Origin of the sequence: Streptomyces purpureus (assembly GCF_014648195.1) — a bacterium.
Taxonomy (GTDB): Bacteria; Actinomycetota; Actinomycetes; order Streptomycetales; family Streptomycetaceae; genus Streptomyces; species Streptomyces purpureus.
This window is the reverse complement of the sequence record NZ_BMQQ01000002.1, coordinates 375,894-402,386: the sequence shown is the minus strand read 5'-3', so window position 1 is coordinate 402,386 and position 26,493 is coordinate 375,894. Positions and strand designations below refer to the sequence as shown.

Here is a 26,493-nt window from a genome sequence, read left to right as displayed (position 1 = left end):
CGTCCGCTACGAAGCGACAGTGCTGGTCGCAGCCATCAACGAATGGCTGTGACCCGCACTTTCACAACAGGCCCTAGGCCGGGGAAGGCGGCCCCCGAACCCCCGGCGGGAGGGCGATCGGCGTTGGCGGTGACATCCCTGGGCGTCGGTGAATGGGCCGTCCGCGAGTTGGCCGCCCGCCACCCGAACGCACCCGCGGTGCCGGGCCCTTCGAGTCGGTACGGGTCGGCCCGTCCGCCCAAGGCGCAGGCTTTGGCCGTATACCTTTGCCGAGGCTAAGGTATGCCGCCGTACTCGGCGGATCGCTCCCCTGAAGAAGGTGGGAATGGGGCTCATTGACGCGGACCACGCGGGGCTGGTCGTCGCGGCGCAGGGCGGTGACGATCGGGCGCGCGAGGAACTGATCGCCGCGTACCTGCCGTTGGTCTACAACATCGTCGGGCGAGCGCTGAGCGGACATGCCGACGTCGACGACGTCGTCCAGGAAACCTTGCTGCGCGTGGTGCGCGACCTGCCTGCCCTGCGTGCCCCGGAGAGCTTCCGGTCCTGGCTGGTGTCGATCACGCTCCGTCAGATCAATACCCACTGGCAGCGGCAACACGCCGTCGCCGACCGGACCACGGTCATCGACGAGGCACGCCAGATACCGGACGCCGGCGCCGAGCCTGTGGACGTGACGATCCTGCGGCTGCATGTGTCGGACGAGCGCCGTCGGGTTGTGGAAGCCAGCCGGTGGCTTGACCCGGACCATCGGATGCTGCTGTCGCTGTGGTGGCAGGAATGCGCCGGCTTGCTGAGCCGTGACGACATCGCCGCCGCGACGGGGCTCACGGTCGCCCACGTCGGAGTGCGCCTGCAACGGATGCGCGAGCAGCTGGAACTGTGCAGGACGATCGTCGACGCGCTGGAGGCCGACCCGCGCTGTCCGCAGTTGGACGAGACCGTCGTCGGCTGGGACGGTCTCCGTGCATCGGTGTGGCGCAAGCGCATAGCGCGGCACACCCGTGGCTGCCCGGTCTGCATGGCGACGACGACAGAGCGGGTTCCGGCCGAACTGCTGCCCCTCAGCCTCACGACGCTGGTCGTCCCGGCCGGACTGATCGCCGCGCTGGCCGCCAAGGGCCTGCTGTCGGGGACGGCCGCGAGCGCCGCCGGGCTGGCCACGGCACACGTCGCCGCCGGCACGGCGACGGGGGGAAGTGGTCTGCACAGCGCGCTGATCGGCAAACTCCACGCGGTGACCGCTCATCCGCTGGCGAGCCTCGCCACCGGCGCGGTGCTCATCGCAGGGACCGCCACCTACGCGACCTGGCCCGAACCGGCGCCTCGGGTACCCGGCGTCATCGCCGCTCCCACGGTCGGCACTCCCACGCCGATCCCGTCGCGCAGCACCACGCCGGCCAAACCGTCTCCGGTGAGTCCGTCCGCCGTCGCAGGCACTGTTCCGCTGGGCGCACAGTCGCTGGAGTCCGTGGACGAACCCGGCCTGTACCTCACGTATGCCGGCGACTTCGCGACGCTCGGCCGAGTCTCCGCGTCCAGCAGCGCGCGGAAACGGCAGCGGGTCACCTTCACGGTCGTCCGGGGTCTGGCCGACACACAGTGCGTCACCTTCCGTGCTGCCGACGGCCGGTACCTGCGCCATCATTACCTGCGGCTACGGCTGAGCACCAATGACGGCAGCGAACTGTTCCGGGAAGACGCCACCTTCTGTCCGCGCCCCGGGGCGGCCGCCGGGTCGGTGACCCTGCACGCGCACAACTATCCCGGATCGGTCCTCCGCCACCGCGACGGTGGCATCTGGCTCGACGGCTCCGACGGCACTCGGGCCTTCGCCGGCCAGGCTTCCTTCATCATGCGCAGGGCCTGGGCCTGAGAACCGTTCCTTGAGCATTTCGGACCGGGTCGCTCACCGCACCACGTCTTTCTCAAGGCAGTGAGCCGAGTGGTGCGCCGAATCCAGCTTCCATCCGCATCTCATCTACGGCTGCCTCGCCGTGACCGGCCTGAAGGCTGATCACCGCAGCCGCCACCGATGCCACTCAAGCGACCCCCACTGCTGTGCAGTTCGGCGCGCTTGCCACAGGGACGACCAGACCGCAGGGCTTGGCGTAACACTTTCCGCCTGCGAGATGCATCACCGAGCAATCGTCCGGCCGGCGCGACTTTTCTGTTACGCGACCGCGAGTCCGGAAGCCTCCACTTCGGGGGGTGCCCTTCCCGCCGCTCACCATGACGTGCCGGCGTGGCAGGTTCCCGCCTTCCCCGTACGTATCCCCTGAAGAAAGCCTTCCCATGACGCGACACACCCTCGAACCCCGGGCGACCGGTACGCAGGAACGGCCCCGCATCCTGCACCGCACCCGCCCCGCGGCAGATCAGGCCGCACTGGCCGATGCGCGCACGATCACGGCACCCGGGGTGACCCGCGACTCCCGAGGAGAATCATGAAGGGCCTGCACCGGCTCAGCCGGCGTCGCCGAACAGTGACGGTAGGACTGTCGGCCGCGGCGGTGGTGGCCGGTGTCGTGACGCTCCTCCCCAGCTCCGCCGGAGCCGCGAACCTGGGTACGCAGGCGGCCCCCTCGGGCAGGTACTTCGGCACCGCTGTGGCCGCCGGCAGGCTCGGCGACCCGGCGTACACCGCGATCGCCGACCGGGAGTTCAACATGATCACCCCGGAGAACGAGATGAAGTGGGACGCCATCGAACCGTCCCGCGGCAACTTCAACTTCGGCCCCGCCGACCGGATCGTCGACCGTGCGAAGGCGAACGGCCAGCGCGTGCGCGGCCACACCACGGTCTGGCACTCGCAGCTCCCGGCCTGGGTCAACTCGATCGGTGACGCGAACACGCTGCGCAGCGTGACGAACCGCCACATCACCACCACGATGACCCACTTCAAGGGCAAGGTCTACGCCTGGGACGTGGTCAACGAGGCCTTCGCAGACGGCCCCAGCGGCCAGCTCCGCAGCTCGGTCTTCCAGAAGGTGCTGGGCAAGGGCTTCATCGAGGAAGCGTTCCGCACCGCCCGTGCGGCCGACTCCTCGGCCAAGCTCTGCTACAACGACTACAACATCGAGAACTGGTCGGATGCCAAGACCCAGGGCGTCTACCGCATGGTCAAGGACTTCAAGTCCCGCGATGTGCCCATCGATTGTGTCGGGTTCCAGAGCCACTTCGGGGCAGGCGGCCCGCCGGCGAGCTTCAAGAACACCTTGGCGAGCTTCGCCGCCCTGGGCGTCGACGTCCAGATCACCGAGCTGGACATCGCCCAGGCATCACCCACCCACTACGCGAACACGGTCAGCGCCTGCCTGTCCGTGGCTCGGTGCACCGGCATCACGGTGTGGGGCGTGCGTGACCGCGACTCCTGGCGCAGCGGCGAAAGCCCCCTGCTGTTCGACAACAACGGCAAGCCCAAGCCCGCGTACACCGCCGTCATGAACGCTCTCAATTCCGGCACCGGTACCACCCCGGCCAAGCCGGCCGACGGTACCGGGCAGATCAAGGGCGTGGCCTCCGGCCGCTGTATCGACATCCCCAACTCCGTCACCGCCAACGGCACCCAGGCGCAACTGTGGGACTGCAGCGGACAAGCCGACCAGCGCTGGACCTACACCGCCGCCAAGCAGCTGAAGGTCTACGACAACAAGTGTCTGGACGCCAAGAGCAAGGGCACCACCAACGGCACCACGGTGGTCATCTGGGACTGCAACGGCGGCGCCAACCAGCAGTGGAACATCAACACCAACGGCACGATCACCGGCGTCCAGTCCGGGCTGTGCCTCGACGCCGTCGGCGCGGCCACCGCGAACGGCACCAAGATCCAGTTGCACGCCTGCTGGTCCGGCAGCAACCAGAAGTGGACCGCCCATTCCGGGACGGGCGGCGGCACGTGCGCTCTTCCGTCGACGTACAAGTGGACGTCGACCGGCCCCCTTGCCCAGCCGTCGAACGGGTGGCTCGCGGTGAAGGACTTCACCAGCGTGATTCACAACGGCAAGCACCTGGTCTACGCGTCGAGCGCGTCGGGAACCTCGTACGGCTCGATGGCGTTCAGCCCCTTCACGAACTGGTCGGACATGGCGTCGGCCGGCCAGACCAAGATGAGCCAGAACGCGGTGGCGCCCACACTGTTCTACTTCGCGCCCAAGAAGGTCTGGGTGCTGGCGTACCAGTGGGGTGCATCGCCCTTCAGCTACCGCACGTCGAGCGACCCCACCAACCCCAACGGCTGGTCCGCGCCGCAGCCGTTGTTCACCGGCAGCATTCCCCGCACCGAATCCGGCACCGGCCCGATCGACCAGACCCTGATCGCCGACGAGAAGAACATGTACCTGTTCTTCGCCGGTGACAACGGCAAGATCTACCGGGCGAGCATGCCGATCGGGAACTTCCCGGGCAACTTCGGCTCGTCGTACACGACGGTCATGAGCGACACGGTGAAGAACCTGTTCGAGGCGCCGCAGGTCTACAAGGTCCAGGGCCAGAACCAGTACCTCATGATCGTTGAGGCTCGGGGTGCGAACGAGCAGCGCTACTTCCGCTCGTTCACGGCCTCCAGCCTGAGCGGTTCATGGACTCCGCAGGCCGCCAGCGAGAGCAACCCCTTCGCCGGCAAGGCGAACAGCGGTGCCACCTGGACCAACGACATCAGCCACGGTGACCTGGTCCGCAGCAACCCCGACCAGACGATGACCATCGACACCTGCAACCTGCGGTTCCTCTACCAGGGCAAGTCCCCCACAGCGGGCGGCGACTACGACCGACTGCCGTACCGGCCAGGTGTCCTCACCCTGCAGCGCTGACTGCCCGATCCATCGTCATACGCAAGGAGAAACAACCCCCCATGAAGAACCCCAAGAACGGCGGGCGCCGCGCGCGTCACCGCCGTCGCTGGACCGCGACCGGACTGCTGCTCGGTGTGCCCGCGGTCCTCGTGCCGTATCTCGTGTTCGTGCAGGATGACTCGCAGGCTGCGACGGTCGACGGCAATGCCTACTACCGGCTGGTCTCCGTACGCAGCGGCAAGGCGCTGGACGTCAACGCCTTCTCCACCGCCGACGGCACCCGCATCCAGCAGTGGACCGACCAGAACACCGCCAACCAGCAGTGGAGGCTGCGCCCCACCGGGGACGGCTACTACGAGCTGGTGAACCGCAACAGCGGCAAAGTGCTGGGCATAGCCGGCGATTCGACCGCCCAGGCGGCCGCCGCCGAGCAGCAGACAGACAGCTCCTCCACCTCCCAGGAGTGGCGGATCGACGAGGTGAGCGGTTCCCGCGCCGTCACCCTCACCTCCCGCAGGAGCGGCCAGGTCCTGGACGTCTCTGGAGGCTCCACTGCCGACGGCGCGGTAGTCATCCAGTATCCCGGCAGGGGCAGCACCAATCAGCAGTGGAAGCTGGTGAGGACGGCCGAGAACCCGGCGGCCGGGAACGGACCGTATAGGTGGAACAACGCCCAGGTGGTGGGAGGTGGTTACGTGACCGGGCTGGTGTTCAACCCGCGGGAGAAGGGCCTGCTGTACGCGCGCACCGACATGGGCGGTGCCTACCGCTGGGACACCGCGGCCGAGCAGTGGATCCCGCTGACCGACTGGGTCGGCGAGAAGGACTGGAACCTGCTGGGCATCGACGCGCTGGCCACCGACCCCGTCGACCCCAAGCGGCTCTACCTGGCGGCGGGCACCTACACCAACAACTGGGCCGGCAACGGCGCACTCCTGCGCTCCACCGACCGGGGCCGCACCTTCCAGCGCACCGATCTGCCCTTCAAGCTGGGCGCCAACGAGGACGGCCGCGGCGCGGGCGAACGGCTCGCGATCAACCCCGCGGACAACGGCACCCTGCTGCTGGGCACCCGCAAGAACGGCCTGTGGCGCAGCACCGACCACGGCGTGACGTGGAGGCAGGTCTCCTCGTTCCCCGTCAAGGACGGGGCGAGCAGCGGCGCGGGCATCTCCTTCGTGACGTACGGCCCGGCCGGCAGCAAGACGATCTACGTCGGCGTGGCCGACAGGTCCACCTCCCTGTATCGCTCCACCGACGGCGGCAGCACCTGGCAGGCCGTCTCCGGGCAGCCCACAGGCCAGCTGCCGCAGCACGGCGTCCTCTCCGGCGACGGCTCGCTCTACCTGACGTACACCAACGCCCTCGGACCCAACGGCGTGACGGCGGGCTCGGTGTGGAAGCACACGCCGGCCTCCGGGGCGTGGAAGAACATCTCCCCGTCCCAGGGCAGCTACGGGTTCTCCGGTCTGGCTGTCGACCCCCGCAAGCCCTCCACGGTGATGGTCACCACCCTCGGCCGCTGGTGGCCGGAGGACGAGATCTACCGCAGCACGGACGGCGGCACGACCTGGAAGGCACTGGCCGACAAGTCGGTGCGGGACGCCTCCGCCGCTCCTTACGTCGGCACCCACACCGGGCACTGGATGACCGCGCTGGCCATCGATCCCTTCAACTCCGGGCATGTGCTGTACGGCACCGGCAACGGCATCCTGCGCAGCAAGGACGCCAATGCCTCCGACAGCGGCGGCACCAGCCACTGGAGCATGGGCGCCCGAGGGCTGGAGGAGACCGCACTGATGGACGCGATCGCCCCTCCCGGCGGCGCCACCGTCATCACCGCCATGGGCGACCAGGGCGGCTTCCGGCACGACTCCCTGACCAAGGTGCCCTCCGGGCGGCTGAAGGACCCGATGATGACCAACAGCACCGACATCGATTTCGCCCAGTCCAAGCCCTCGATGATGGTCCGCGTCGGCCGTGGTGGCGCGCAGGACGGCGCCTACTCCACCGACGGCGGCAGCAACTGGAACGGTTTCAAGGCGGAGCCGGTGTCCGGCGCCCAGGACGGCCACATCGCGCTCGCGGCGGACGGCTCCGCCATCGTCTGGACCCAGGCCGGCCAGGCCCCGTACCGCTCGACCGACAAGGGGTTGACCTGGTCGAAGGTCAGCGGCCTGGGCACCGGCGCCGTGGTCGTCGCCGACCGCTCCTCGGCCAAGACCTTCTACTCACTGGCCGGCGGCACGCTCTACGCCAGCACCGACGGCGGCGCGACCTTCACCGCCCGCGCCACCAACCTGCCCACCGGCCGGCTCACGGCCGTCCCCGGCATCGCCAGGGACCTGTGGATCGCCGGCGGCGGCAAGGGACTGCTGCACTCCACCGACGGCGGCCGCACCTTCACCACGCTCAAAGCGGTGCAGTCCGCCTCCGCCCTCGGCTTCGGCAAGGCCGCACCCGGCGCCTCCTACCAGGCCCTGTACCTGATCGGCACCGTCAGGGACGTCACCGGCGTCTTCCGCTCCACCGACAAGGGCGCCACCTGGCTGCGCGTCAACGACGACGCCCACCAGTGGGGCAGCATCGGAGGCGTCGGCGTCATCACCGGCGACCCCGACACCTACGGCCGCGTCTACGTCGGCACCAACGGACGCGGCCTCCAGTACGGCGACCCGTCCTGACTCCGACGCCGGAGCGGACGCACGTGTGACGCATGAACTGACACGCTGCCAGTAACAGGAAGCCGCCCTCCTGACCGGAGCGACATCTCGGCTGGAGGGTCTGATGGGACTGGCCGCCCTGGGCGCGGCGCTCTCGGGCGGCCAGTACGCCTGGACGCTGCCGTTCGCCTGGCTCGCGTTCTCGTTCTTCGCCCCGCCCCCGACGAGTGTGCCGATGCAGGTGGCGACCTGGATGCTGCTGCCGCCCGGTACGGCAGCGGGCACCTGGACGGCCGTGGTCCTCGCGGTCGCCGGCACCGCGGCCTACGCCGTCGCAGGACCGAGACGGTGACCGGGTCGGGCCACCGGACCGGGACACGGCCGCTCCCACCCCTGCGCCGACTACTCGTTCGCCCTGCCCCCGGGGCCGGTGAAGGTGCACGTGGGGCCGAACGGGCTGTCCTGCAAGGGCGTGACGGCCGTAACCGCTCGCGGGAGGCGCAATCAACGTGGTGATACTCCGGCGGCCCTTCGGCAGGGGGTCCGGGCGTGAGAAGGGCACGTGTCGAGGCCTGCTCCGGTGCGCGCGTACGGAACGGCCATGGGTGTTAACGCTCACATTGTACTCTCCGCCGACTCGCCCTTGAGCGTCAAGAACGGGTAACAGCCGTACGAGCCCTTGAGTTACAAGTCTGTTAGCGCTCACAATGTGTCGCGTTCGCCAGCTCGCCGGTCGTCGGAGGCCGACGCTTCACTCTGCCTCCGCCCGGCTCAACCACCGCTGCGCAGCCATGCCTTCGCTGGGCCCATCTCCTTCAGGGCTCCGCCTGGTACGACGCACGTCCCGAGAGGAACCACGACATGGCCCACAGAGCCCTCCGCATCATCGCCGCCGCCTTGGTCGGCGGTGTGCTGAGCGCCTGCACCACCGAGCCCGCGACCACCGGTACCACCGGCAAGGGCTCCTCCGACGGCAAGCTGGTGCTCGGGTTCGCCCAGGTAGGAGCCGAGAGCGGCTGGCGCACCGCCAACACCAAGTCCGTACGCGAGGCGGCCGAGAAGGCCGGCATCACGCTGAAGTTCTCCGACGCGCAGCAGAAGCAGGAGAACCAGATCAAGGCGATCCGCACCTTCATCCAGCAGAAGGTCGACGTCATCGCCTTCTCGCCCGTGGTGGAGTCCGGCTGGGACACCGTCCTGAAGGAGGCCAAGAACGCCGGCATCCCGGTGATCCTCACCGACCGCGCGGTCGACTCGCAGGACACCTCCCTCTACCGGACCTTCCTCGGCTCCGACTTCGTCAAGGAGGGACAGGAGGCCGGCAAGTGGCTCGTGAAGGAGTACGAGGGAACCTCCGAGCCGGTCAACGTCGTCGAGCTCCAGGGCACCACCGGCTCCGCACCCGCCAACGACCGCAAGGCGGGCTTCGCCGACGTCATCAAGGGCGACCCCAAGTTCAAGGTCGTCGCCTCCCAGACCGGGGACTTCACCCGGGCCAAGGGCAAGGAGGTCATGCAGGCCTTCCTCAAGTCCCACGAGGACATCGACGTCCTGTACGCCCACAACGACGACATGGCCCTGGGCGCCATCCAGGCCATCGAGGAAGCGGGCAAGAAGCCGGGCGTCGACATCAAGGTGATCTCCGTCGACGGCATCAAGGACGCCTTCGTCGCCATGCAGGAGAAGAAGATCAACGTGGTGGTCGAGTGCAACCCGCTCCTCGGCGGCCAGCTCATGGAACTCGCCAAGAAGGTCGTGGCGGGCGAGAGCGTCCCGCGGCGGGTCGAGGTCAAGGAGGGCGTCTTCACCCAGGACGAGGCCGCGGCCGCCCTGCCCGGCCGTCAGTACTGACCTTCCGCCCGCAGCAGACCGGGGGCGGCCCTCGCGCCGCCCCCGACCCTTACGGAGAGGAGGGCGGATGGCAGCCCCACCCACCCCCCGCACACCCACCGGCGCCGACCGGCCGGTCCTGGAGGCCCACGGCATCCGCAAGGCCTTCCCCGGAGTCCTCGCCCTCGACGGCGTGGACCTGAGCCTCTTCCCAGGCGAGGTCCACGCCCTGATGGGCGAGAACGGCGCGGGCAAATCGACCCTCATCAAGGTACTCACCGGCGTCCACCCGCCCGACGCAGGAACGGTCTCCGTCGACGGCAGCCTCCAGTGGTTCGCCGAACCACTGGAGGCACAGCACGCCGGAATCAGCACGGTGTACCAGGAGGTGAACCTGTGCCCCAACCTCTCGGTCGCCGAGAACATCCTCATCGGCCGTGAACCCCGGCGCCTGGGGCTGGTCCACTGGTCGGCCCTCCACGAACGCGCGGAGCGGCTCATCACCGAGCTGGAACTCGACCTCGACGTCCGCCTGCCGCTGAGCGCGCACTCCCTCGCCGTCCAGCAACTGGTCGCGATCGTACGGGCCGTGGACGTCAAGGCGAAGGTCCTCATCCTCGACGAGCCCACCTCCAGCCTCGACAGGGACGAAGTCGTCCAGCTGTTCGCCCTGGTGCGCCGGCTGCGCGACCGGGGCGTCGCGATCCTCTTCGTCACCCACTTCATCGACCAGGTCTTCGACCTGTGCGACCGGGTGACCGTCCTGCGGAACGGCCGGCTCGAAGGCGCGTACCGGGTCGACGAGTTGACCTCCGTCACCCTCGTACACCGCATGGTCGGCAGCGAACTGCGCACCCTCGACGAACTGGCCGAGAGGTCCCACACCGGCACCGCGGCCACCCCCGAGTCCGCGGACACCCCCTTCCTCAGTGCCCGAGGGCTTGCCCGGTCCGGCGCCGTCCAGCCCTACGACCTGGACATCCACCGTGGCGAGGTCATCGGCCTGGCCGGGCTCCTCGGCTCCGGACGCACCGAGGCGGCCCGGCTGCTCTTCGGAGCCGACCACGCCGACGCAGGAGAGCTCCGGATCGACGGCGAACGCGCCGTACTGCGCTCGCCGCGCGCCGCGATCGCCCACAAGATCGCTTTCTGCTCGGAGAACCGCAAGGAGGAGGGGCTGGCCGGCGAACTCACGGTGCGCGAGAACATCGTGCTCGCCCTCCAAGCCGCACGCGGCTGGACCAGACCCCTCTCCCGCACCCGGCAGGACGAGATCGCCGCCCGGTGGATCGAGGTCCTCGACATCCGTCCGGCTGCCCCCGAGGCGCAGGTCCGCAACCTCAGCGGAGGCAACCAGCAGAAGGTGCTGCTCGCGCGGTGGCTGCTCACCGACCCCGAAATGCTGATCCTGGACGAACCGACCCGGGGCATCGACATCGGTGCCAAGACGGAGATCCAGAAACTGGTCACCCGCCTGGCCGCGGAAGGCACCGCGGTCCTCTTCATCTCCGCCGAACTCGAGGAAGTGCTGCGGCTGAGCCACCGCGTGGGTGTCCTGCGCGACCACCGGCTCGTCGCCACCCTTCCCAACGACCCGACCCTGACGCCCGACCGGATCCTGGGCACCATCGCCACCGGAGCCACCTCATGACACCACCCGACGACACGGGCGTCGGGGGGCGTCCGGCCCGGGCGCCCGGCGCCCGGCAGCTCACCGAGCACCGCCTGTTCTGGCCCGCCGCCGTCCTGGCCGCCCTGCTGCTGGGGAACGTCGCGCTCACCCATGACTTCCTCGCCGTCCGCGTCCAGAACGGGCACCTGTACGGCAGCCTGATCGACATCCTCCAGTTCGGCGCCCCTCTGATCCTGGTGTCGCTCGGCATGACGCTGGTCATCGCGACCCGGGGCATCGACCTCTCGGTCGGCTCGACGGTCGCCATCGCCGGCGCCCTCGCGTGCGAGCACATCGCCACCGCCAAGGACCCCGGAAGCCTGCCCACCGTGATGTCGGCGATCGCGCTGGCGGTCGGCGTGGCCGCCGCGATCGGACTGCTCAACGGCTTCCTCGTCGCCCGGCTCGGCGTCCAGCCCATCGTCGCCACCCTGGTCCTCATGGTCGCGGGACGGGGCGTGGCCCAGCTGATCACCGACGGCCAGATCATCAGCGTGTCCAGCAGCGCCTACAAGATGATCGGCGGCGGCTACTGGCTCACCCTCCCCTTCGCCGTCCTGCTCGCCGCGGCCCTCGTCGCCGTCACCTCCCTCGTCACCCGGCGGACGGCGCTCGGCATGCTCATCGAATCGGTGGGCGGCAACCCGGTCGCGAGCCGGCTCGTCGGCATCCGGGCGGCCGGGCTCCTGGTCATGGTCTACGTCGTGAGCGCCGTGTGCGCCGCGGTGGCCGGCCTGATGATCAGCTCCAACGTGTCCAGTGCCGACGGCAACAACGCGGGCCTGTGGATCGAGCTGGACGCGATCCTCGCCGTGGTCATCGGCGGTACCGCGCTGACGGGCGGCCGCTTCTCCCTCGGCGGTACGGTCCTGGGCGCACTGATCATCCAGACCCTCTCGACCACGATCTACACCCTCGGCGTACCGCCGGAGACCACCCTCGTCTTCAAGGCCCTGGTCGTCATCGTCGTGTGTCTCGTCCAGTCGCCCGCGTTCCGCGCGCGACTCTCACGCCGTCGCCGAGCGACCGCCCCGGACCGGGCGCCCGCGGCCGGCGACGTGGGCGCCCGCCAGCAGGAGGTCCACCCGTGAACACCACCCTCAGCTCCCTCACCAGGCCGCTCCAGCGGTTCTCGGTACGGCATGCCGTCCGTCTGCCGCTCATGGTGACGGCCACTCTGCTGGTCGCGATGTTCTCGATCGGCTCCCTGCAGTACGAGGGCTTCTTCTCCGCACAGGTCCTGCTCAACGTCCTGATCGACAACGGCTTCCTGCTCGTCGTGGCGATCGGCATGACGTTCGTCATCCTCACCGGCGGAATCGACCTGTCCGTCGGCTCCATGGTGGCCTTGTCGACCATGCTGACGGCCTGGCTCGTCGAACAGAACGGCGCGCCGCTCGCCCTTGCGGTGCCGCTGGTCCTGCTGGTGGGAGCAGGAGGCGGCGCCCTCATGGGCTGGGTGATCCACACCTTCGAGATCCAGCCCTTCATCGTCACCCTCGCGGGCATGTTCCTCGCCCGCGGCCTCTGTTACATGATCAGCACCGAGTCCATCTCCCTCACCGACCCGACGACCACGCGGATCGCCCAGACGCGGGTGCTCCTGCCCGGGGGGCTGTTCATCTCACCCGCCGTGGTCATCGCCCTGGTCGTGCTGGCGCTCGCCTTCGTCGTCCTCCACCACACCCGCTTCGGCCGCACCGTCTACGCCCTGGGGGGCAACGAGTCCTCCGCCCGTCTCATGGGCCTGCCCGTGGGACGCACCAAGGTCGCGGTGTACGCCGTGAGCGGCCTGTGCTCCGCCCTCGGCGGTCTGCTGTTGACCTTCTACATGCTGTCCGGCTACGCCCTGCACGCCGTCGGCATGGAACTCGACGCCATCGCGGCCGTGGTCATCGGAGGGACACTGCTCACCGGAGGCTCCGGCTTCGTCCTGGGCACCGCGCTGGGCGTGACGGTCCTCGGTCTGATCCAGACCATCATCAGCTTCCAGGGCACGCTCAGCTCGTGGTGGACGCGCATCGTCATCGGCGGCCTGCTGTTCGTCTTCATCCTCCTCCAACGGCTCTTCGGCGGATCCCGACCGGCGCACTAGACCTCCCGGGCAGGCCCAGGTCCCGAGCAGACCACTGATCACCGACCACGGCGACCGCGGCCGGGGAAGCGGGGCCTTCAGCCCTCTTTCCCGGCTGTGCCGTACTCCGGACAAGGAACTCCCATGACCCCGTCCTCCCGCCCTCCTTTCACCGGAGGCCCACCGGCCTGCCACCCCGGCACGGACTCCGGGCAACGATGGATCTTCGGCTTTCCCGACGGCCTCACGGCGGAGGTGCACACCCGCGGCGCCCGCCTCCACGCACTGTGGGTGCCGGACCGGTACGGCACCCCGGCCGACGTCGTCCTCGCTCCCCGCGACCCGGCCCAGACGGCCACCGCCGCCCGGTACTTCGGCGCCACCGTGGGCCGCTACGTCAACCGCATCGCACAAGGCCGGTTCTCCCTGGACGGGAAGCAGTACCAGCTGACCACCCAGGAGAACGGCCACTGCCTGCACGGCGGAACCGACGGCTTCGACACCAGACTCTGGGAAGCCGAGAGCGTGCACACCCCGGAGTGGACCGGTGTGCTCATGCGCCTCCGCAGCCCCGACGGCGACCAGGGATTTCCGGGAAACCTGGACGTCACCGTCAGCTGTCTCATCGGCCGCGACAACGAACTCGCCTTCTCCTACGCTGCGGTCACCGACGCGGCCACCCTGGTCAACCTGACCAACCACGCCTACTACAACCTCGAAGGCGAGAGCACCGGAGACATCCTCGGCCACGACCTGGCCGTCGACGCCACCCGCTACACACCGGTCGACGGGGATCTCATCCCCTACGGGGACCACCGCCACGTCTCCGGCACCGCGTTCGACCTCCGCCGGCCACTCAGGATCGCCCAAGTCCTGGCCCGCCCCGACGCGGGCGGCGGGTACGACCACAACTTCGTACTGAGCCCGCACGGCGACGAGACGCTGCGCCGGGCCGCCGTCCTCCACGCGCCGGCCACCGGTCGCCGCATGGAGGTGCTGACCACGGAGCCCGGACTCCAGGTCTATACCGCGGGGCAGTTCGACGGGTCGGTCCTGGGCAAGAGCGGTACGCCCTACGGGGCGGGCGCCGGCATCGCACTGGAGACCCAGCACTTCCCCGACTCCCCGAACCGCCCCGGCGACCCGTCCCCGGTGCTGCGACCCGGCGACGAATACCGGTCGAGGACGGTCCTGCGGTTCAGCACTCGCGACTGACCCGTACGGACACGCCGACACGGCTGTGCCCGCCGGGGGTGGAACCGGCGGGCACAGCCATGTCCGGAGCGGCGTCAGGCGCCTGCCCTTCGCTTGTTCCACACGTCGAAGCCGACCGCGGCGAGCAGTACGAGGCCCTTGATGACCTGCTGCCAGTCGGTGCCCACCCCGACGAGGTTCATGCCGTTGTTGAGCACGCCGAGGACCAGGCCGCCGATGATGGCTCCCAGAACGGTCCCGACGCCCCCGCTCATCGACGCCCCGCCGATGAACGCGGCGGCGATGGCCTCGAGTTCGAAGTTCACGCCGGCCTTCGGTGAGGCCGCGTTGAAGCGGGCCGCGAAAACGAGTCCGGCGAGCGCCGCGAGCATTCCCATGTTGAGGAACACCGCGAAGGTGACCTTCTTGTCCTTGACCCCGGACAGCTTCGCGGCGGGCAGGTTCCCCCCGATCGCGTACACGTGGCGGCCGATCACCGCGTTGCGCATCACGTATCCGAAGGCCACCAGCAGCGCGGCCAGGATCAGGAGGACCACGGGGGCGCCCTTGTAGCTGGCGAGCAGCAGGGTGGTGACCAGGACCGCGGCGACCAGTGCCGTCACCTTGAGGGCGAACAGGCCGGTGGGGAGCGTCTCCAGGGCGAACTCCCGCTGACGGCGACGGTCCCGCACCTCCTGGAAGACCACGTAGGCGATCAGTCCCACGCCGAGGAGCAGGGTCAGGTTGTGGTAGTTGGTCTTCGGCCCCGCCTCCGGCAGGAAGCCGTTGGCGATCTTCTGCAGTCCGTCCGGGAAGGGGCCGAGCGTCTGGCCCTTGAGGAAGATCTCCGTGAGCCCGCGGAACAGCAGCATGCCGGCGAGGGTCACGATGAACGACGGTATGCCGACGTACGCGATGAAGAATCCCTGGAGCGCGCCGGCGACTGCTCCGAGCAGCAGGGTGAGGAGCACCGCGACGGGCCACGACACATGGTGCTCGACCATGAGCACCGCTCCGATGCCGCCGACCAAGGCCATCAGGGAGCCGACCGACAGGTCGATGTGCCCGGAGATGATGACGATCATCATGCCGATGGCCAGGATGAGGATGTAGCTGTTCTGCAGCACCAGATTGGAGACGTTGCGCGGCAGCAGGAGGTCGCCGCCCGTCCAGATCTGGAACAGGAGCACGATCAGGCCGAGGGCGAAGAGCATCCCGTACTGGCGCATGTTCCGCCGGACGCCGTCCAGGAGTACCCGGACCACCGGTGTCCCGGTGGACGGGGACCCGCTGCCCGGGGGCGCCGGGGCGGTCGTTGTCGTGCCGACTTCGGTGCTCATGCCTGGTGTCCTTCGCTGGAGGCGGAGTCTGCGGTGACCGCCGGCGGTGCGGGGGTGTCCTGTGTCATGTGCCGCATCAGCGCTTCCTGGGTGGCGTCCTCGCGGGTGACCTCGCCGGTCAGCCGTCCGGCGGCCATGGTGCAGATGCGGTCGCACATGCCGAGCAGTTCGGGCAGTTCGGAGGAGATGAGGAGGATCGCCTTGCCCTCGGCGGCGAGCCGGTCGATCACGGTGTAGATCTCGTACTTGGCTCCGACGTCGACTCCGCGCGTGGGTTCGTCGAGGATGAGGACGTCCGGTCCGGCGAGGATCCACTTGCTGAGGACGACCTTCTGCTGGTTGCCGCCGGAAAGGCGGCCGACTGGTTCGAGGACGTTCGGAGCCTTGATGTTCATGGTCCGCCGGAACCGTTCGGCCACCTTGCGTTCCTCGTGCCCGTCCACGATTCCGCGGCGGGCGAGCGCGCCGAGGGAGGCGAGGGAGATGTTCCGGCTCACTGAGTCCCCGAGGTCGAGCCCGTAGTGCTTGCGGTCCTCGGTGACGTACGCGATGCCGTGGGCGACCGCCTCGGGGACCGTACGTGTCCGTACCTCGCGGCCGTCCTTGAGCACGGTGCCCCGCTCGTAGTGGCCGTAGGAGCGGCCGAAGACGCTCATGGCGAGTTCGGTCCGGCCCGCCCCCATGAGTCCCGCGACCCCGACGATCTCCCCGCGTCGGACCTGGAGCGAGACCCCGTCGACCACCTTGCGGCCGCGGTCGAGCGGGTGACGCACGGTCCAGTCCCGGATCTCCAGGACAGGCTCGGCGTCGGCCGGGCCCTCGTACGGCGTGCGGTCGGGGAAGCGGCTGTCGAGGTCCCGTCCCACCATGCCGCGGATGATGCGCTCTTCGGTGGTGGCCGGGTCGGTGACGTCGAGGGTCTCGATGGAGCGCCCGTCGCGCAGGATGGTGACGGAGTCGGCGATCCGGGCGATCTCGTTCAGCTTGTGCGAGATGATGATCGAGGTGATGCCCTGGCTCTTCAGTTCCCGCATCAGCCGCAGCAGCTTCGCGCTGTCCTCGTCGTTGAGTGCCGCGGTGGGCTCGTCGAGGATCAGCAGGCGGACGTCCTTCGCCAGCGCCTTCGCGATCTCCACGAGCTGCTGCTTGCCGACACCGATGTCGGCGACCCGGGTCTCGGGGTGTTCGTCGAGCCCGACCCGCCTGAGCAGTTCGGACGCACGGCGCAGCGCCTCGTGCCAGTCGATGATCCCGTGCCGGGACGGTTCGTTGCCGAGGAACATGTTCTCGGCGATCGACAGGTAAGGGACGAGCGCGAGCTCCTGGTGGATGATGACGATGCCGTGCTGCTCGCTGGCCCTGATGTCCTTGAAGCGGCACGGCTCGCCGTCGAAGAGGATCTCGCCCTCGTAGGTCCCGTGCGGGTGGACGCCGGACAGGACCTTCATGAGGGTCGACTTCCCGGCACCGTTCTCTCCGCACAGGGCGTGCACCTCGCCGCGCTCCACGGACAGGGTCACCTCGGAGAGTGCCCTGACTCCGGGGAAGGTCTTGACGATGGACCGCATCTCGAGGATGGGGCCGGCCGGGGACGAAGCGGGAGCGCCGGGGGAAGGGGGCGCGGCGGGCGTCACCGCAGGGCGCCGGCGTCGATGTAGCCGGAGTCGACCAGGACCTTCCGGTAGTTCGACTTGTCGACGCTGACCGGGTCGAGCAGGAAGGCCGGAACCACCTTCTTTCCGTTGTCGTAGGTGGTGTCGTCGTTGATCTCGGGCTTCTTGCCGGCGAGGACGGCGGCCACCATGTCCGAGGCGACCTGCGCGAGTGCGCGCGTGTCCTTGTAGACGGTCTGCGTCTGCTCGCCCGCGATGATCGACTTCACGGATGCGACCTCCGCGTCCTGGCCGGTGACGATCGGCAGCGGCTTGGCGGCGCTCCCGTAGTCGTCGGACTTCAACGCGGACAGGATGCCGATGGAGATGCCGTCGTACGGGGAGAGGACGGCGTCGACCCGGGCCGTGGAGTACGAGGAGGTCAGCAGGTCGTCCATGCGCTTCTGCGCCGTCCCGCCGTCCCAGCGCAGTGTGGTGACCTGGTTGAGCTGGGTCTGCTGGGAGCGCACGACCAGCTGCTTCTTGTCGAGATAGGGCTTCAGCACCTTCATGGCGCCGTTGAAGAAGTACTTGGTGTTGTTGTCGTCGTTGGACCCGGCGAACAGCTCGATGTTGAAGGGCCCCTTCTTCGAGCCGGACTTCAGCCCCAGCTTCTCGACGACGTACGTGGCCTGGAGCTCGCCGACCTTCTCGTTGTCGAAGGAGGCGTAGTAGTCGACGTGGGGGGAACCCAGGATGAGCCGGTCGTAGGAGATCACCGGGATGTCGGCGTCCGCCGCCTGCCGCAGGACATTGGACAGGGCCTCGCCGTTGATGGCGGCCACGACCAGGGCGTCGACGCCCTGGGTGATCATGTTCTCGATCTGGGCGACCTGCTGGTCGGGGTCGTCCTCGCCGTACTGCAGGGTCGTGGAGAAGCCGGCCTTCTTCAGGCTTTCGGTCATGTTGCGGCCGTCGGCGATCCACCGCTCGGAGGACTTGGTGGGCATGGCGATGCCGATGGTGAGGTCCTTCTTGTCCTTCGACTCCTGGCTGCCGCCCTCGCTGTTCTGTCCGCAGGCGGTCAGGAGCAGGGCGCAGCCGGTGGTCACGGCCAGGAGGGCGGATACGGATCGGAACTTCTTCATGGGCGTTACCCATCCCGTCGTCGAGGGCGGCTCCGACCGGGGACGGGCTCGACGGCAGCGCGTGTCCTCGCACCACCGGGACGGCACCGTTCCGGCTGGGTCGCCGGGGCTCGGCGCCCCGGTCGAGCTTGATTGTTAGCGCTCACAACAGCGTGATACAAGAGGCGCTAAGGTTTTTCTCGTATCGATACACAGCCGCAAGCAGGGAGAAGGGAGGCAAACGTGGCGCATCCCGCGGAAGACGTCCGCCCGCCGACGATGGCCGACGTCGCACGGGAGGCGGGGGTCTCCCATCAGACCGTCTCCCGGGTGCTGAGCGGCCACCCCAACGTGCGCGCGGTCACCCGGGAACAGGTCACCCTGGCCATCGAGCGGCTCGGCTACCGCCGCAACTCCGCCGCACGTGCCCTGGTGACGCGCCGTACGAGGACGCTGGGTGTCATCGCCGTCAACACCGCCCTGTACGGGCCTGCCAGCACCCTGACCGGCCTGGAGGAGGCGGCTCGTGAGGAGGGCTACCTCGTCTCGACCGTCAGCCTGCGTACCGGAGGGGGCCAGGGGCTCAAGGATGCCATCGACCACCTCGCGGCCTGGGGTGTGGAGGGTGTCGTAGCCATCACTCCGCAGCGCTCGCACGTGCAGGCGCTCGCCGAACTGGACGCGCCGTTCCCCGTGGTCACCGTGGAGGGCGGTCATCAGCTCGACCTGCCCGGGGTCTCCCTCGACCAGGAACTCGGCGCCCGCATGGTCACCGAGCACCTGCTCGCCGCCGGGCACGGCAACGTCTGGCATGTGGCGGGTCCCGACGACTGGCTGGAGAGCGAGGCCCGCACCGCGGGCTGGCGCGCGGTGCTGGAGGAGAGCGGCATCCGGCCTCCGCGCGTCCTGACGGGGGACTGGAGCCCGCTGTCCGGGTACCGGGCGGGACAGGAACTCGCGGGACTCGCCCTGGCCCGCCGTGGGGCGACACCGGTCACGGCCGTCTTCGTCGCCAATGACCAGATGGCGCTCGGCGTCCTGCGGGCGCTGCGCGAGGGCGGGATCCGCACCCCCGCGCAGGTGGCCGTCGCCGGCTTCGACGACATCCCGGAGGCCGAGTTCTTCCCTCCGCCGCTGACGACGGTCCGTCAGGACTTCGCCGCCATCGGACGCCGGAGCATCGGGCTCCTGGTGGACCACATCGAGGGTCGCGCCCGGAAGGCCGAGCACCTCCTGGTGGAACCGCAGCTCATCATGCGCGCGAGCACGCGCCCCCTGAACGAAGCCTGACGCGGAGGGCGGCTCTCGGACACCCCCTGACCGCCGCCTCCTGGCCGCCGGTCGCGGGCCTCCTACCGGCCGTTCGGCGTCTGGCCGACGCACGGCGCCGAACCGCTCGCGTCGGTGCCCCGCCCGCTGCTCCGCTCCATCGGCCGCTACGGCCCTCCCTGCCTCCCGCCAGGCTGGTCGCGTCTCCCGGGGCTTCCCCGGTGTGCAAGTGAGCGCTCACCCAAGGGGCTTCATTCGTTGCTCGATGTTCGATCGAAGTGCGTCCAGCTCTTGTCCAACCCAATTGTGAGCGTTAACAATCAGAGCGCTCCTCTGGCCCCGCTCATGACGAGAGAGACCACATCGTGACCACACACACCCTTTCCGACCCCGCAGCCCGTCACCATTCCGAGGCGTGCACGATCGGAGTCGACTTCGGCACTCTTTCCGGGCGTGCCGTCGTGGTCAGAGTCCGGGACGGCGCCGAACTCGGTTCGTCGGTCCACGAGTACCGCCACGCCGTCATCGAGGACCACCTTCCCTCCACCAGAGCCCCCCTGCCTCCCGACTGGGCCCTGCAGCACCCCGAGGACTGGCGTGACGTCCTGCGTACGGCCGTTCCGGCGGCGCTCGCCGACGCCGGAGTCGATCCGGCCCGCGTCATCGGCATCGCCACCGACTTCACGGCCTGCACGGTCCTGCCGACCACCGCGGACGGCATCCCCCTCGCCCTGACGCTCGAGTGGACCGACCGCCCGCACGCCTGGCCCAAACTGTGGAAGCACCATGCGGCCCAGGCCCAGGCCGACCGCATCAACGCCCTCGCCCACGCACACGGCGAGAAGTGGATCGCACGGTACGGCGGCAAGATCTCCGCCGAGTGGCAGTACGCGAAGGCCCTGCAGGTCCTGGAGGAGGACCCCGCTGTCTACGCCGCCTGCGCCCGCTGGATCGAGGCGGCCGACTGGATCGTCTGGCAGCTGACCGGCACCGAGTCCCGCAACACCTGCACCGCCGGCTACAAGGGCATCCACCAGGACGGGGCCTACCCCTCGCCCGACTTCCTCGCCCGCCTCCATCCGGACTTCGCCGATTTCCCCGCCACCCGCCTGGAGCACCCGCTGTCCCCACTGGGCTCCCGCGTCGGCACCCTGAGCAGCCGGGCCGCGCACTGGACCGGCCTGCCCGAAGGCATCGCCGTCGCCGCCGGCAACGTCGACGCCCACGTCGCCGCACCCGCGGCGGGCGCCGTGGAGAACGGCCGGATGCTCGCCATCATGGGCACCTCCACCTGCCACGTCCTCAACAGCACCGCCCTCGCCGAGGTCCCCGGAATCTGCGGGGTCGTCGACGGCGGCATCGTCGAGGGCGCCTACGGCTACGAGGCCGGCCAGAGCGCGGTCGGCGACATCTTCGCCTGGTGGCTCCGCCAGGGTGTCCCGGACCACTACCGCGCCGAGGCCGAGGCATCGGGCGAGAACCTGCACCAGCTCCTGACCCGCAAGGCCGCCGACCAGCCGGTCGGCGCGCACGGTCTGATCGCCCTGGACTGGATGAACGGCAACCGTTCCCCTCTGGTCGACCACCACCTCTCCGGAGTCATCGCCGGCCTCACCCTCGACACCCGGCCCGAAGACGTCTACCGGGCTCTGCTCGAAGCCACCGCCTACGGAACCCGGGTGATCGTCGAGACCTTCGAGGGCGGCGGGATCCCCGTCGAGGAGTTCATCGTCACCGGAGGACTAAAGAAGAACGCGCTGCTCATGCAGATCTACGCCGACGTGCTCCGACGCCCCGTCTCCGTCGGCATATCCGAGCAGGGGCCGGCGCTCGGCTCGGCCATTCACGCCGCCGTCGCCGCGGGCGCCTACCCCGACGTCCGATCAGCCGCCTCCGTCATGGGGAGCGTCCAGCGTTACGCGTACGTGCCCGACCCCGCACGGGCCGACGCCTACGACGCGCTGTTCGGCGAGTACCGCGCCTTGCACGAGCACTTCGGTACCGGCGCGGACCTCCTCCTGCACCGCCTGCGACGGATCCGCAACACCGCAAGCGTCGCGACCACCGGCTGACCGGGAAGCCTGCCCGCCCCCAGCCTCCATCGGCCCGACCTCTCCGCCCCGCACCTCCGAGGAGCACACCCGACATGACGCTCGCCCAGCCCGACCGCGAGATCTGGTTTCTCACCGGCAGCCAGGCCCTCTACGGCGACGACACCCTGGCCCAGGTCGCCGACCAGTCCCGTGCCATCTGTGACACCCTCGCCGGCCGGCCCCAGATGACCGTCCGCCTCGTGTGGAAGCCGGTCCTCACCGACGCGGCCGCCATCCGCGCGGTCTGCCTGGAGGCCAACGCCGACGACCGGTGCATCGGCCTGATCGCCTGGATGCACACCTTCTCCCCGGCCAAGATGTGGATCGCCGGCCTCGACGCCCTGAGCAAGCCCTTGCTGCACCTGCACACCCAGGCCAACCGTCAACTTCCCTGGTCCACCATCGACATGGACTTCATGAACCTGAACCAGGCCGCCCACGGCGACCGCGAGTTCGGCTTCGTCCAGACCCGCCTCGGTGTCCCGCGCAAGACCGTGGCCGGCCACGTCTCCACTCCCGACGTCGTCGACCGCATCGCCGGCTGGGCCCGCGCCGCCCTCGGCCGCTCCGAACTCACCACCCTCAAACTCGCCCGGTTCGGCGACAACATGCGCGACGTCGCCGTCACCGAGGGCGACAAGGTCGAGGCGCAGCTGCGGTTCGGGGTCTCGGTCAACACCTACGGCGTCAACGACCTTGTCGCCGCGGTCGACGCCGCCCCCGAGGACGCCGTCTCCGACCTCGTCAAGGAGTACCAGGACCTCTACGCCCTCGCGCCCGAGCTGCGGCCCGGCGGTGAGCGCCACGACTCCCTGCGCCACGCCGCCCGCATCGAAGCCGGTCTACGTACCTTCCTCACGGAAGGCGGGTTCCGCGCCTTCACCACCAACTTCGAGGACCTCGGGGGCCTGCGCCAGCTGCCCGGGCTCGCCGTGCAGCGCCTGATGGCGGACGGTTACGGCTTTGGTGGCGAAGGAGACTGGAAGACCTCCACCCTGCTGCGCACACTGAAGGCGATGGCCCACGGCCTGCCCGGCGGCACTTCCTTCATGGAGGACTACACCTACGACCTCACGCCCGGCCAGGAACTCATCCTCGGCGCCCACATGCTCGAGGTCTGCCCCTCGCTCACGACGGCGACGCCCACCTGCGAGATCCATCCGCTCGGCATCGGCGGACGCGAGGACCCTGTCCGCCTCGTCTTCGACGCGGATCCCGGTCCGGCCGTCGTCGTCGGTCTCGCCGACCTGGGCGACCGGTTCCGCCTCGTCGCCAACCGCATCGACGTCGTCGCCCCGCCCGAGCCGCTGCCCCAGCTCCCCGTCGCCCGAGCCGTCTGGCAGCCCCGCCCCGACCTGCGCACCTCCACCGAGGCATGGCTGACGGCCGGAGCACCGCACCACACCGTCCTGACCACCGCTCTCGGCGGCGAGGAGCTCGAAGACCTCGCCGAGATGCTGCGGACCGAACTCGCCGTCATCGACGAGGACACCACCGTCCGGCGTTTCTCGCGCGAGCTGCGCTGGAACCAGGCGTACCACCGTCTGGCCCAGAGCCTGTGAGCACCTCCGCTGCCACCCCCACCCCCACCAGGACGGAGCCCTCCGTGAGCGCCGCCGTTTCCAAGGAGCTGCGCCGAGAGGTACTCGAGGCCAACCTCCGCATCCCCCGAGCCGGCCTGGCCACCCTCACCTGGGGCAATGTGAGCGGTGTGGACCGAAAGGCCGGCGTCTTCGTCATCAAGCCCTCGGGTGTGGCCTACGACGTACTGAGCGAGGAGGACCTGGTCGTCGTCTCCCTGTCCGACGGGAGCGTCGTGGAAGGCCACCTGCGACCGTCCACCGACACCGAGACGCACCGGAGCCTCTACCTGGCCTTCCCCTCCATCGGAGGCGTGACCCACACGCACTCCACCCACGCCGTCGCCTTCGCCCAGGCACGACGTCCGATACCGGTGCTCGGCACGACCCACGCGGACACCTTCAACGGACCCGTCCCCGTCACCGCGGCCCTCACCCCCCAGCAGTGCGCCACGGACTACGAGTACAACACCGGCCAGGTCATCGTGGACCTGCTGGACCGTGACGACACTCGGGCCCAGGAGGTCCCCGGCGCGCTGGTCGCCCACCACGGCCCCTTCACCTGGGGCGCCGACGCCACCACGTCCCTGGAACACGCCATCATCTGCGAGGCGGTGGCCGAGATGGCCCTCCACACCATCGCCCTGGGCACGGTCGAACCCCCGCAGCACGTCCTGGACCGCCACTTCACACGCAAGCACGGCCCGGACGCCTACTACGGCAACCCTCCCTCGGTCTGACCACAGCGAGGGGAGCCAGGATCGCCCTGGCTCCCCTCCGTGGTGCGGGTGTCACTGCGTCAGGTCAGGTGCGGGTCCAGCGCTGGTTGCCGCCACCCAGCAGCTGTAGATCTGGACCTTCGCGCCGTTGCCGGTGCCGGCGGCTTGGACGGTGATGCCGACGCAGCGCGGGACGGTCAGACAGCCATTGGTCACTAAGCGTCACCGTCGATACGGGTAAGCCCGAACCCTGATCGTAGCTGGAGTGCGCACTGCCGGTAGTCGTGGTGACTGCACTTGATAAGCCTGATGTTTCTGCCTTCGTTCAGCCAGCGCCCTGATACTGGTCCTCGGTGCAGGGGACTTTATTGGAATCTCGGACGGTGCGGGCCGACCTCGAGAAGGGACGAACATCATGACAGTCGAAATCGTTGGATCGATATCCGATCGGCTCACCGGAACCGAGGCGCACCGCGCCTTCGTCGACCACGAGTTTTTCAAGCAGGTACGCAGCCGCGAACTTTCGCACGAGCATGTGGGGATGTTCCTCGGCCAGTGGTGGCACCCGCTGCATTACTTCCCGACCTTCCTCGCGCGCTGCGTCTCGGTCCTGCCTGACATCGAGTCCAAGAGCGCGATAACACGGATTCTTTCGCAGGAAGTCGGTGTCCGGTCAGCCAAGGCCGCCCACGAGGCAATCTATGCCGACAGCATGGAGAAGGCGGGATACGACCGCCGGACGGTGACCGGATCCGCGCCGTTCGCGGAGACCGCCCAACTGGTGGCCTGGTACGAGAAGTGCTCGGCGGACCGGTGTTCCGCGCTCGGCGGCATCTTTGCCACCGAGGTCACGGACCTGCTGATGGTCTCGGCGATAGGCGAGGCGGTGAGGCGGGAGTCCGGCACGGAGCGCAACGCGTGGGTCGACATCCATGTCACACAGGAACCCGACCACGTCGACCAGGCGACCAACGCCCTGTTCTCGGGACTGACCCTGGAGCAGGAACGGGCGGTCCTCGACTCGGCCGAGGAGATGTGGCGTCACTGGACCGCGTTCTTCGACCGACTGGCCATCGAGACCGGGACGATCGTGCCTTCCGGACGATCCTGAGGACACGTCCAGGCTGCTCGCCGAGTGCTGATCCATCGAGCCGTCCGACTGGTCGGCTCCCGATGGACGATGCCGGCGGGCGGGATAAAGGCGATGGTCGTTGAGCGCTGGTGCGAACAGTCCGGTTCGACAAAGGGAGTTCTCAGTGGCCAATGCGGTCTCTGCCGAAGAAGGCGACTGACGCTCACCACGCGAAGGAGTTGACAAGTGACCGCCCCCGCCATAACGAGGTTGACCGATCCGCATCTCTATTCCCATGGGGATCCGCATGCCACCTGGGCACGACTACGCAGAGAATGCCCGGTCTCCTGGCAGGACGAACCGGATCATGAACCGTTCTGGGCTGTCACGACCTATGACGAGGGTCTTGCTGTACTGAGCGACTGGAAGCGGTTCAGCTCGGCCAAGGGAACGTTCCTGCGGCCCAATCTCTCGGATCCGTACCCAGGCGCGGGCGTGATGATGACGCTTTCCGACCCGCCGCGGCACGATGTGCTCCGAAAGGCGGCAGCCGCGCTTTTCACGCCCAAGGCGGCCGCCGGGTTTCGGGGCAGGGCGACAGAGGTGTCGCGGTCTCTGTTGCGTGGTGTCGTCGACGCCGGTCCCCACGACTTCGTCAACGACGTCGCGGCGCCGTACCCGCTCCAGGTCATCGCCGGTCTGCTCGGTGTCGAGGGTGAGGATGTGGAGCGGGTCGCCGCCTACGCCGAGGCGGCCGTGGGCAACATCGTGGACCTTGACGGGACGGCCGCACAGCAGGCGCACCTCGAGGTGCTCGCCTACTACGCCGAGGTGATCGAGGAGCGCAGGGCGCGACCGACGGGCGACGTGGTGTCGGCGTTCGTCCTCGCGCAGGCGGACGGGCTGGACATCACTGACGACGAGATCATCCTGACCTGCGACAACCTGGCGGTGGCAGCCGGGGAGACGACGCGTCAGGTGCTGAGCGGCGGGCTGCTCGCGCTCCTCGCCGACCCGGCACAGCTGGACGCGCTGCGCTCCGGGACGGTCCCGCTCAAGTCGGCCATCGAGGAGCTCGTGCGCTGGACGGCGCCGGTGACCCACCTCATGCGCACAGCTGTCGCCGACACGCCTCTCGGTGGCGTCGAGATCAAGGCAGGCCAGGCGGTGAGTGTGTGGTTGTCGTCGCTCAACCGGGACGAGAACGTGTTCGACCGGCCGATGGAGCTCCGGCTGGACAGGAGCCCCAACCGGCACGTGAGCTTCGGCGGCGGTCGCCATTTCTGCATCGGGGCACCGCTGGCCAGGCTGATGATCAGGGTCTTCCTCGAAGAAACAATGCGCAGTGTGGCGAGGATCGAGCAGGTTGGTGAGCCGCGGCGCACACCGTCCTACGTCACCAATAGTCTCGAGTATTTACCCCTCGCGTTCTATTCCGAGTGATCGGAACTGTCCAGCTCGATCGACCTCTTTTA

At 69.0% G+C, this 26,493-nt stretch carries 19 protein-coding genes and 1 pseudogene; 16 read left to right on the top strand and 4 right to left on the bottom strand.

Annotated elements, in window-relative coordinates; all coding sequences use genetic code 11:
- Window positions 1-325 precede the first annotated feature (325 nt).
- The 10 genes and pseudogenes from IEZ01_RS05495 to IEZ01_RS05450 all read left to right on the top strand — a co-directional run bounded on the left by IEZ01_RS05495 (window position 326) and on the right by IEZ01_RS05450 (window position 14,247).
- Entirely contained in the window at window positions 326-1,876 is a 1,551-nt protein-coding gene (locus IEZ01_RS05495) for a sigma-70 family RNA polymerase sigma factor (RefSeq protein ID WP_189200234.1), read from the top strand.
- Window positions 1,877-2,295: 419 nt separating this feature from the next.
- Window positions 2,296-2,451, top strand: coding sequence for a hypothetical protein (locus IEZ01_RS05490; protein WP_189200199.1), 156 nt, complete (start codon window positions 2,296-2,298; stop codon window positions 2,449-2,451).
- Window positions 2,448-4,811, top strand: coding sequence for a non-reducing end alpha-L-arabinofuranosidase family hydrolase (locus IEZ01_RS05485; protein ID WP_189200197.1), 2,364 nt, complete (start codon window positions 2,448-2,450; stop codon window positions 4,809-4,811). The genes IEZ01_RS05490 and IEZ01_RS05485 overlap by 4 nt, the downstream gene beginning before the upstream one ends.
- 41 nt (window positions 4,812-4,852) lie before the next feature.
- The gene (locus tag IEZ01_RS05480) at window positions 4,853-7,477 is read left to right on the top strand and encodes an RICIN domain-containing protein (RefSeq protein ID WP_189200195.1); all 2,625 of its coding nucleotides are present in this window, start codon (window positions 4,853-4,855) and stop codon (window positions 7,475-7,477) included.
- A gap of 97 nt (window positions 7,478-7,574) precedes the next feature.
- Window positions 7,575-7,808 (top strand): annotated as a pseudogene (locus tag IEZ01_RS05475) (hypothetical protein); the annotation flags it as partial.
- Window positions 7,809-8,317: 509 nt separating this feature from the next.
- Window positions 8,318-9,307, top strand: coding sequence for an ABC transporter substrate-binding protein (locus tag IEZ01_RS05470; RefSeq protein WP_189200193.1), 990 nt, complete (start codon window positions 8,318-8,320; stop codon window positions 9,305-9,307).
- 67 nt (window positions 9,308-9,374) lie between these two features.
- Window positions 9,375-10,937 (top strand): sugar ABC transporter ATP-binding protein, encoded by a 1,563-nt coding sequence (locus tag IEZ01_RS05465; protein ID WP_189200191.1) that lies wholly within the window; start codon window positions 9,375-9,377, stop codon window positions 10,935-10,937.
- Entirely contained in the window at window positions 10,934-12,049 is a 1,116-nt protein-coding gene (locus tag IEZ01_RS05460; protein ID WP_189200189.1) for an ABC transporter permease, read from the top strand. The genes IEZ01_RS05465 and IEZ01_RS05460 overlap by 4 nt, the downstream gene beginning before the upstream one ends.
- Window positions 12,046-13,053: a galactofuranose ABC transporter, permease protein YjfF gene (yjfF, locus tag IEZ01_RS05455; RefSeq protein WP_019890064.1), complete on the top strand. Its 1,008-nt coding sequence runs from the start codon at window positions 12,046-12,048 to the stop codon at window positions 13,051-13,053. Before IEZ01_RS05460 ends, yjfF begins: the two co-directional genes overlap by 4 nt.
- Window positions 13,054-13,176: 123 nt before the next feature.
- A complete protein-coding gene (locus IEZ01_RS05450) occupies window positions 13,177-14,247 on the top strand; it encodes an aldose epimerase family protein (protein ID WP_189200187.1) in 1,071 nt (356 codons plus the stop codon).
- Window positions 14,248-14,321: 74 nt separating this feature from the next.
- Here IEZ01_RS05450 and mmsB read toward each other — a convergent pair whose 3' ends face one another.
- From mmsB to chvE, 3 genes are all read right to left on the bottom strand, one after another.
- Window positions 14,322-15,566, bottom strand: a complete 1,245-nt coding sequence (gene mmsB / locus IEZ01_RS05445; protein WP_019890066.1) for a multiple monosaccharide ABC transporter permease — start codon at window positions 15,564-15,566, stop codon at window positions 14,322-14,324.
- A complete protein-coding gene (mmsA, locus tag IEZ01_RS05440; protein ID WP_189200185.1) occupies window positions 15,563-17,134 on the bottom strand; it encodes a multiple monosaccharide ABC transporter ATP-binding protein in 1,572 nt (523 codons plus the stop codon). The genes mmsB and mmsA overlap by 4 nt, the downstream gene beginning before the upstream one ends.
- 62 nt (window positions 17,135-17,196) lie before the next feature.
- Window positions 17,197-18,306, bottom strand: a complete 1,110-nt coding sequence (gene chvE / locus IEZ01_RS05435; RefSeq protein WP_019890068.1) for a multiple monosaccharide ABC transporter substrate-binding protein — start codon at window positions 18,304-18,306, stop codon at window positions 17,197-17,199.
- A gap of 222 nt (window positions 18,307-18,528) precedes the next feature.
- Here chvE and IEZ01_RS05430 point away from each other — a divergent pair, with 222 nt between their 5' ends.
- The 4 genes from IEZ01_RS05430 to araD all read left to right on the top strand — a co-directional run bounded on the left by IEZ01_RS05430 (window position 18,529) and on the right by araD (window position 23,967).
- Window positions 18,529-19,575 (top strand): LacI family DNA-binding transcriptional regulator, encoded by a 1,047-nt coding sequence (locus tag IEZ01_RS05430; RefSeq protein ID WP_019890070.1) that lies wholly within the window; start codon window positions 18,529-18,531, stop codon window positions 19,573-19,575.
- Between the two features lie 344 nt (window positions 19,576-19,919).
- A complete protein-coding gene (araB, locus tag IEZ01_RS05425) occupies window positions 19,920-21,626 on the top strand; it encodes a ribulokinase (RefSeq protein ID WP_189200183.1) in 1,707 nt (568 codons plus the stop codon).
- 74 nt (window positions 21,627-21,700) lie between these two features.
- Window positions 21,701-23,209: an L-arabinose isomerase gene (araA, locus tag IEZ01_RS05420; RefSeq protein ID WP_019890073.1), complete on the top strand. Its 1,509-nt coding sequence runs from the start codon at window positions 21,701-21,703 to the stop codon at window positions 23,207-23,209.
- A 44-nt stretch (window positions 23,210-23,253) separates the two neighbouring features.
- The gene (araD, locus tag IEZ01_RS05415; RefSeq protein ID WP_189200181.1) at window positions 23,254-23,967 is read left to right on the top strand and encodes an L-ribulose-5-phosphate 4-epimerase AraD; all 714 of its coding nucleotides are present in this window, start codon (window positions 23,254-23,256) and stop codon (window positions 23,965-23,967) included.
- A gap of 51 nt (window positions 23,968-24,018) precedes the next feature.
- On the opposite strand, the gene IEZ01_RS05410 is transcribed toward araD, so the two are convergent.
- A complete protein-coding gene (locus IEZ01_RS05410) occupies window positions 24,019-24,162 on the bottom strand; it encodes a hypothetical protein (RefSeq protein ID WP_158685716.1) in 144 nt (47 codons plus the stop codon).
- A gap of 199 nt (window positions 24,163-24,361) precedes the next feature.
- On the opposite strand from IEZ01_RS05410, the gene IEZ01_RS05405 reads away from it, so the two are divergent.
- Entirely contained in the window at window positions 24,362-25,057 is a 696-nt protein-coding gene (locus tag IEZ01_RS05405; protein WP_189200179.1) for an iron-containing redox enzyme family protein, read from the top strand.
- Between the two features lie 207 nt (window positions 25,058-25,264).
- Entirely contained in the window at window positions 25,265-26,461 is a 1,197-nt protein-coding gene (locus IEZ01_RS05400) for a cytochrome P450 (RefSeq protein WP_189200177.1), read from the top strand.
- Window positions 26,462-26,493: the final 32 nt, after the last annotated feature.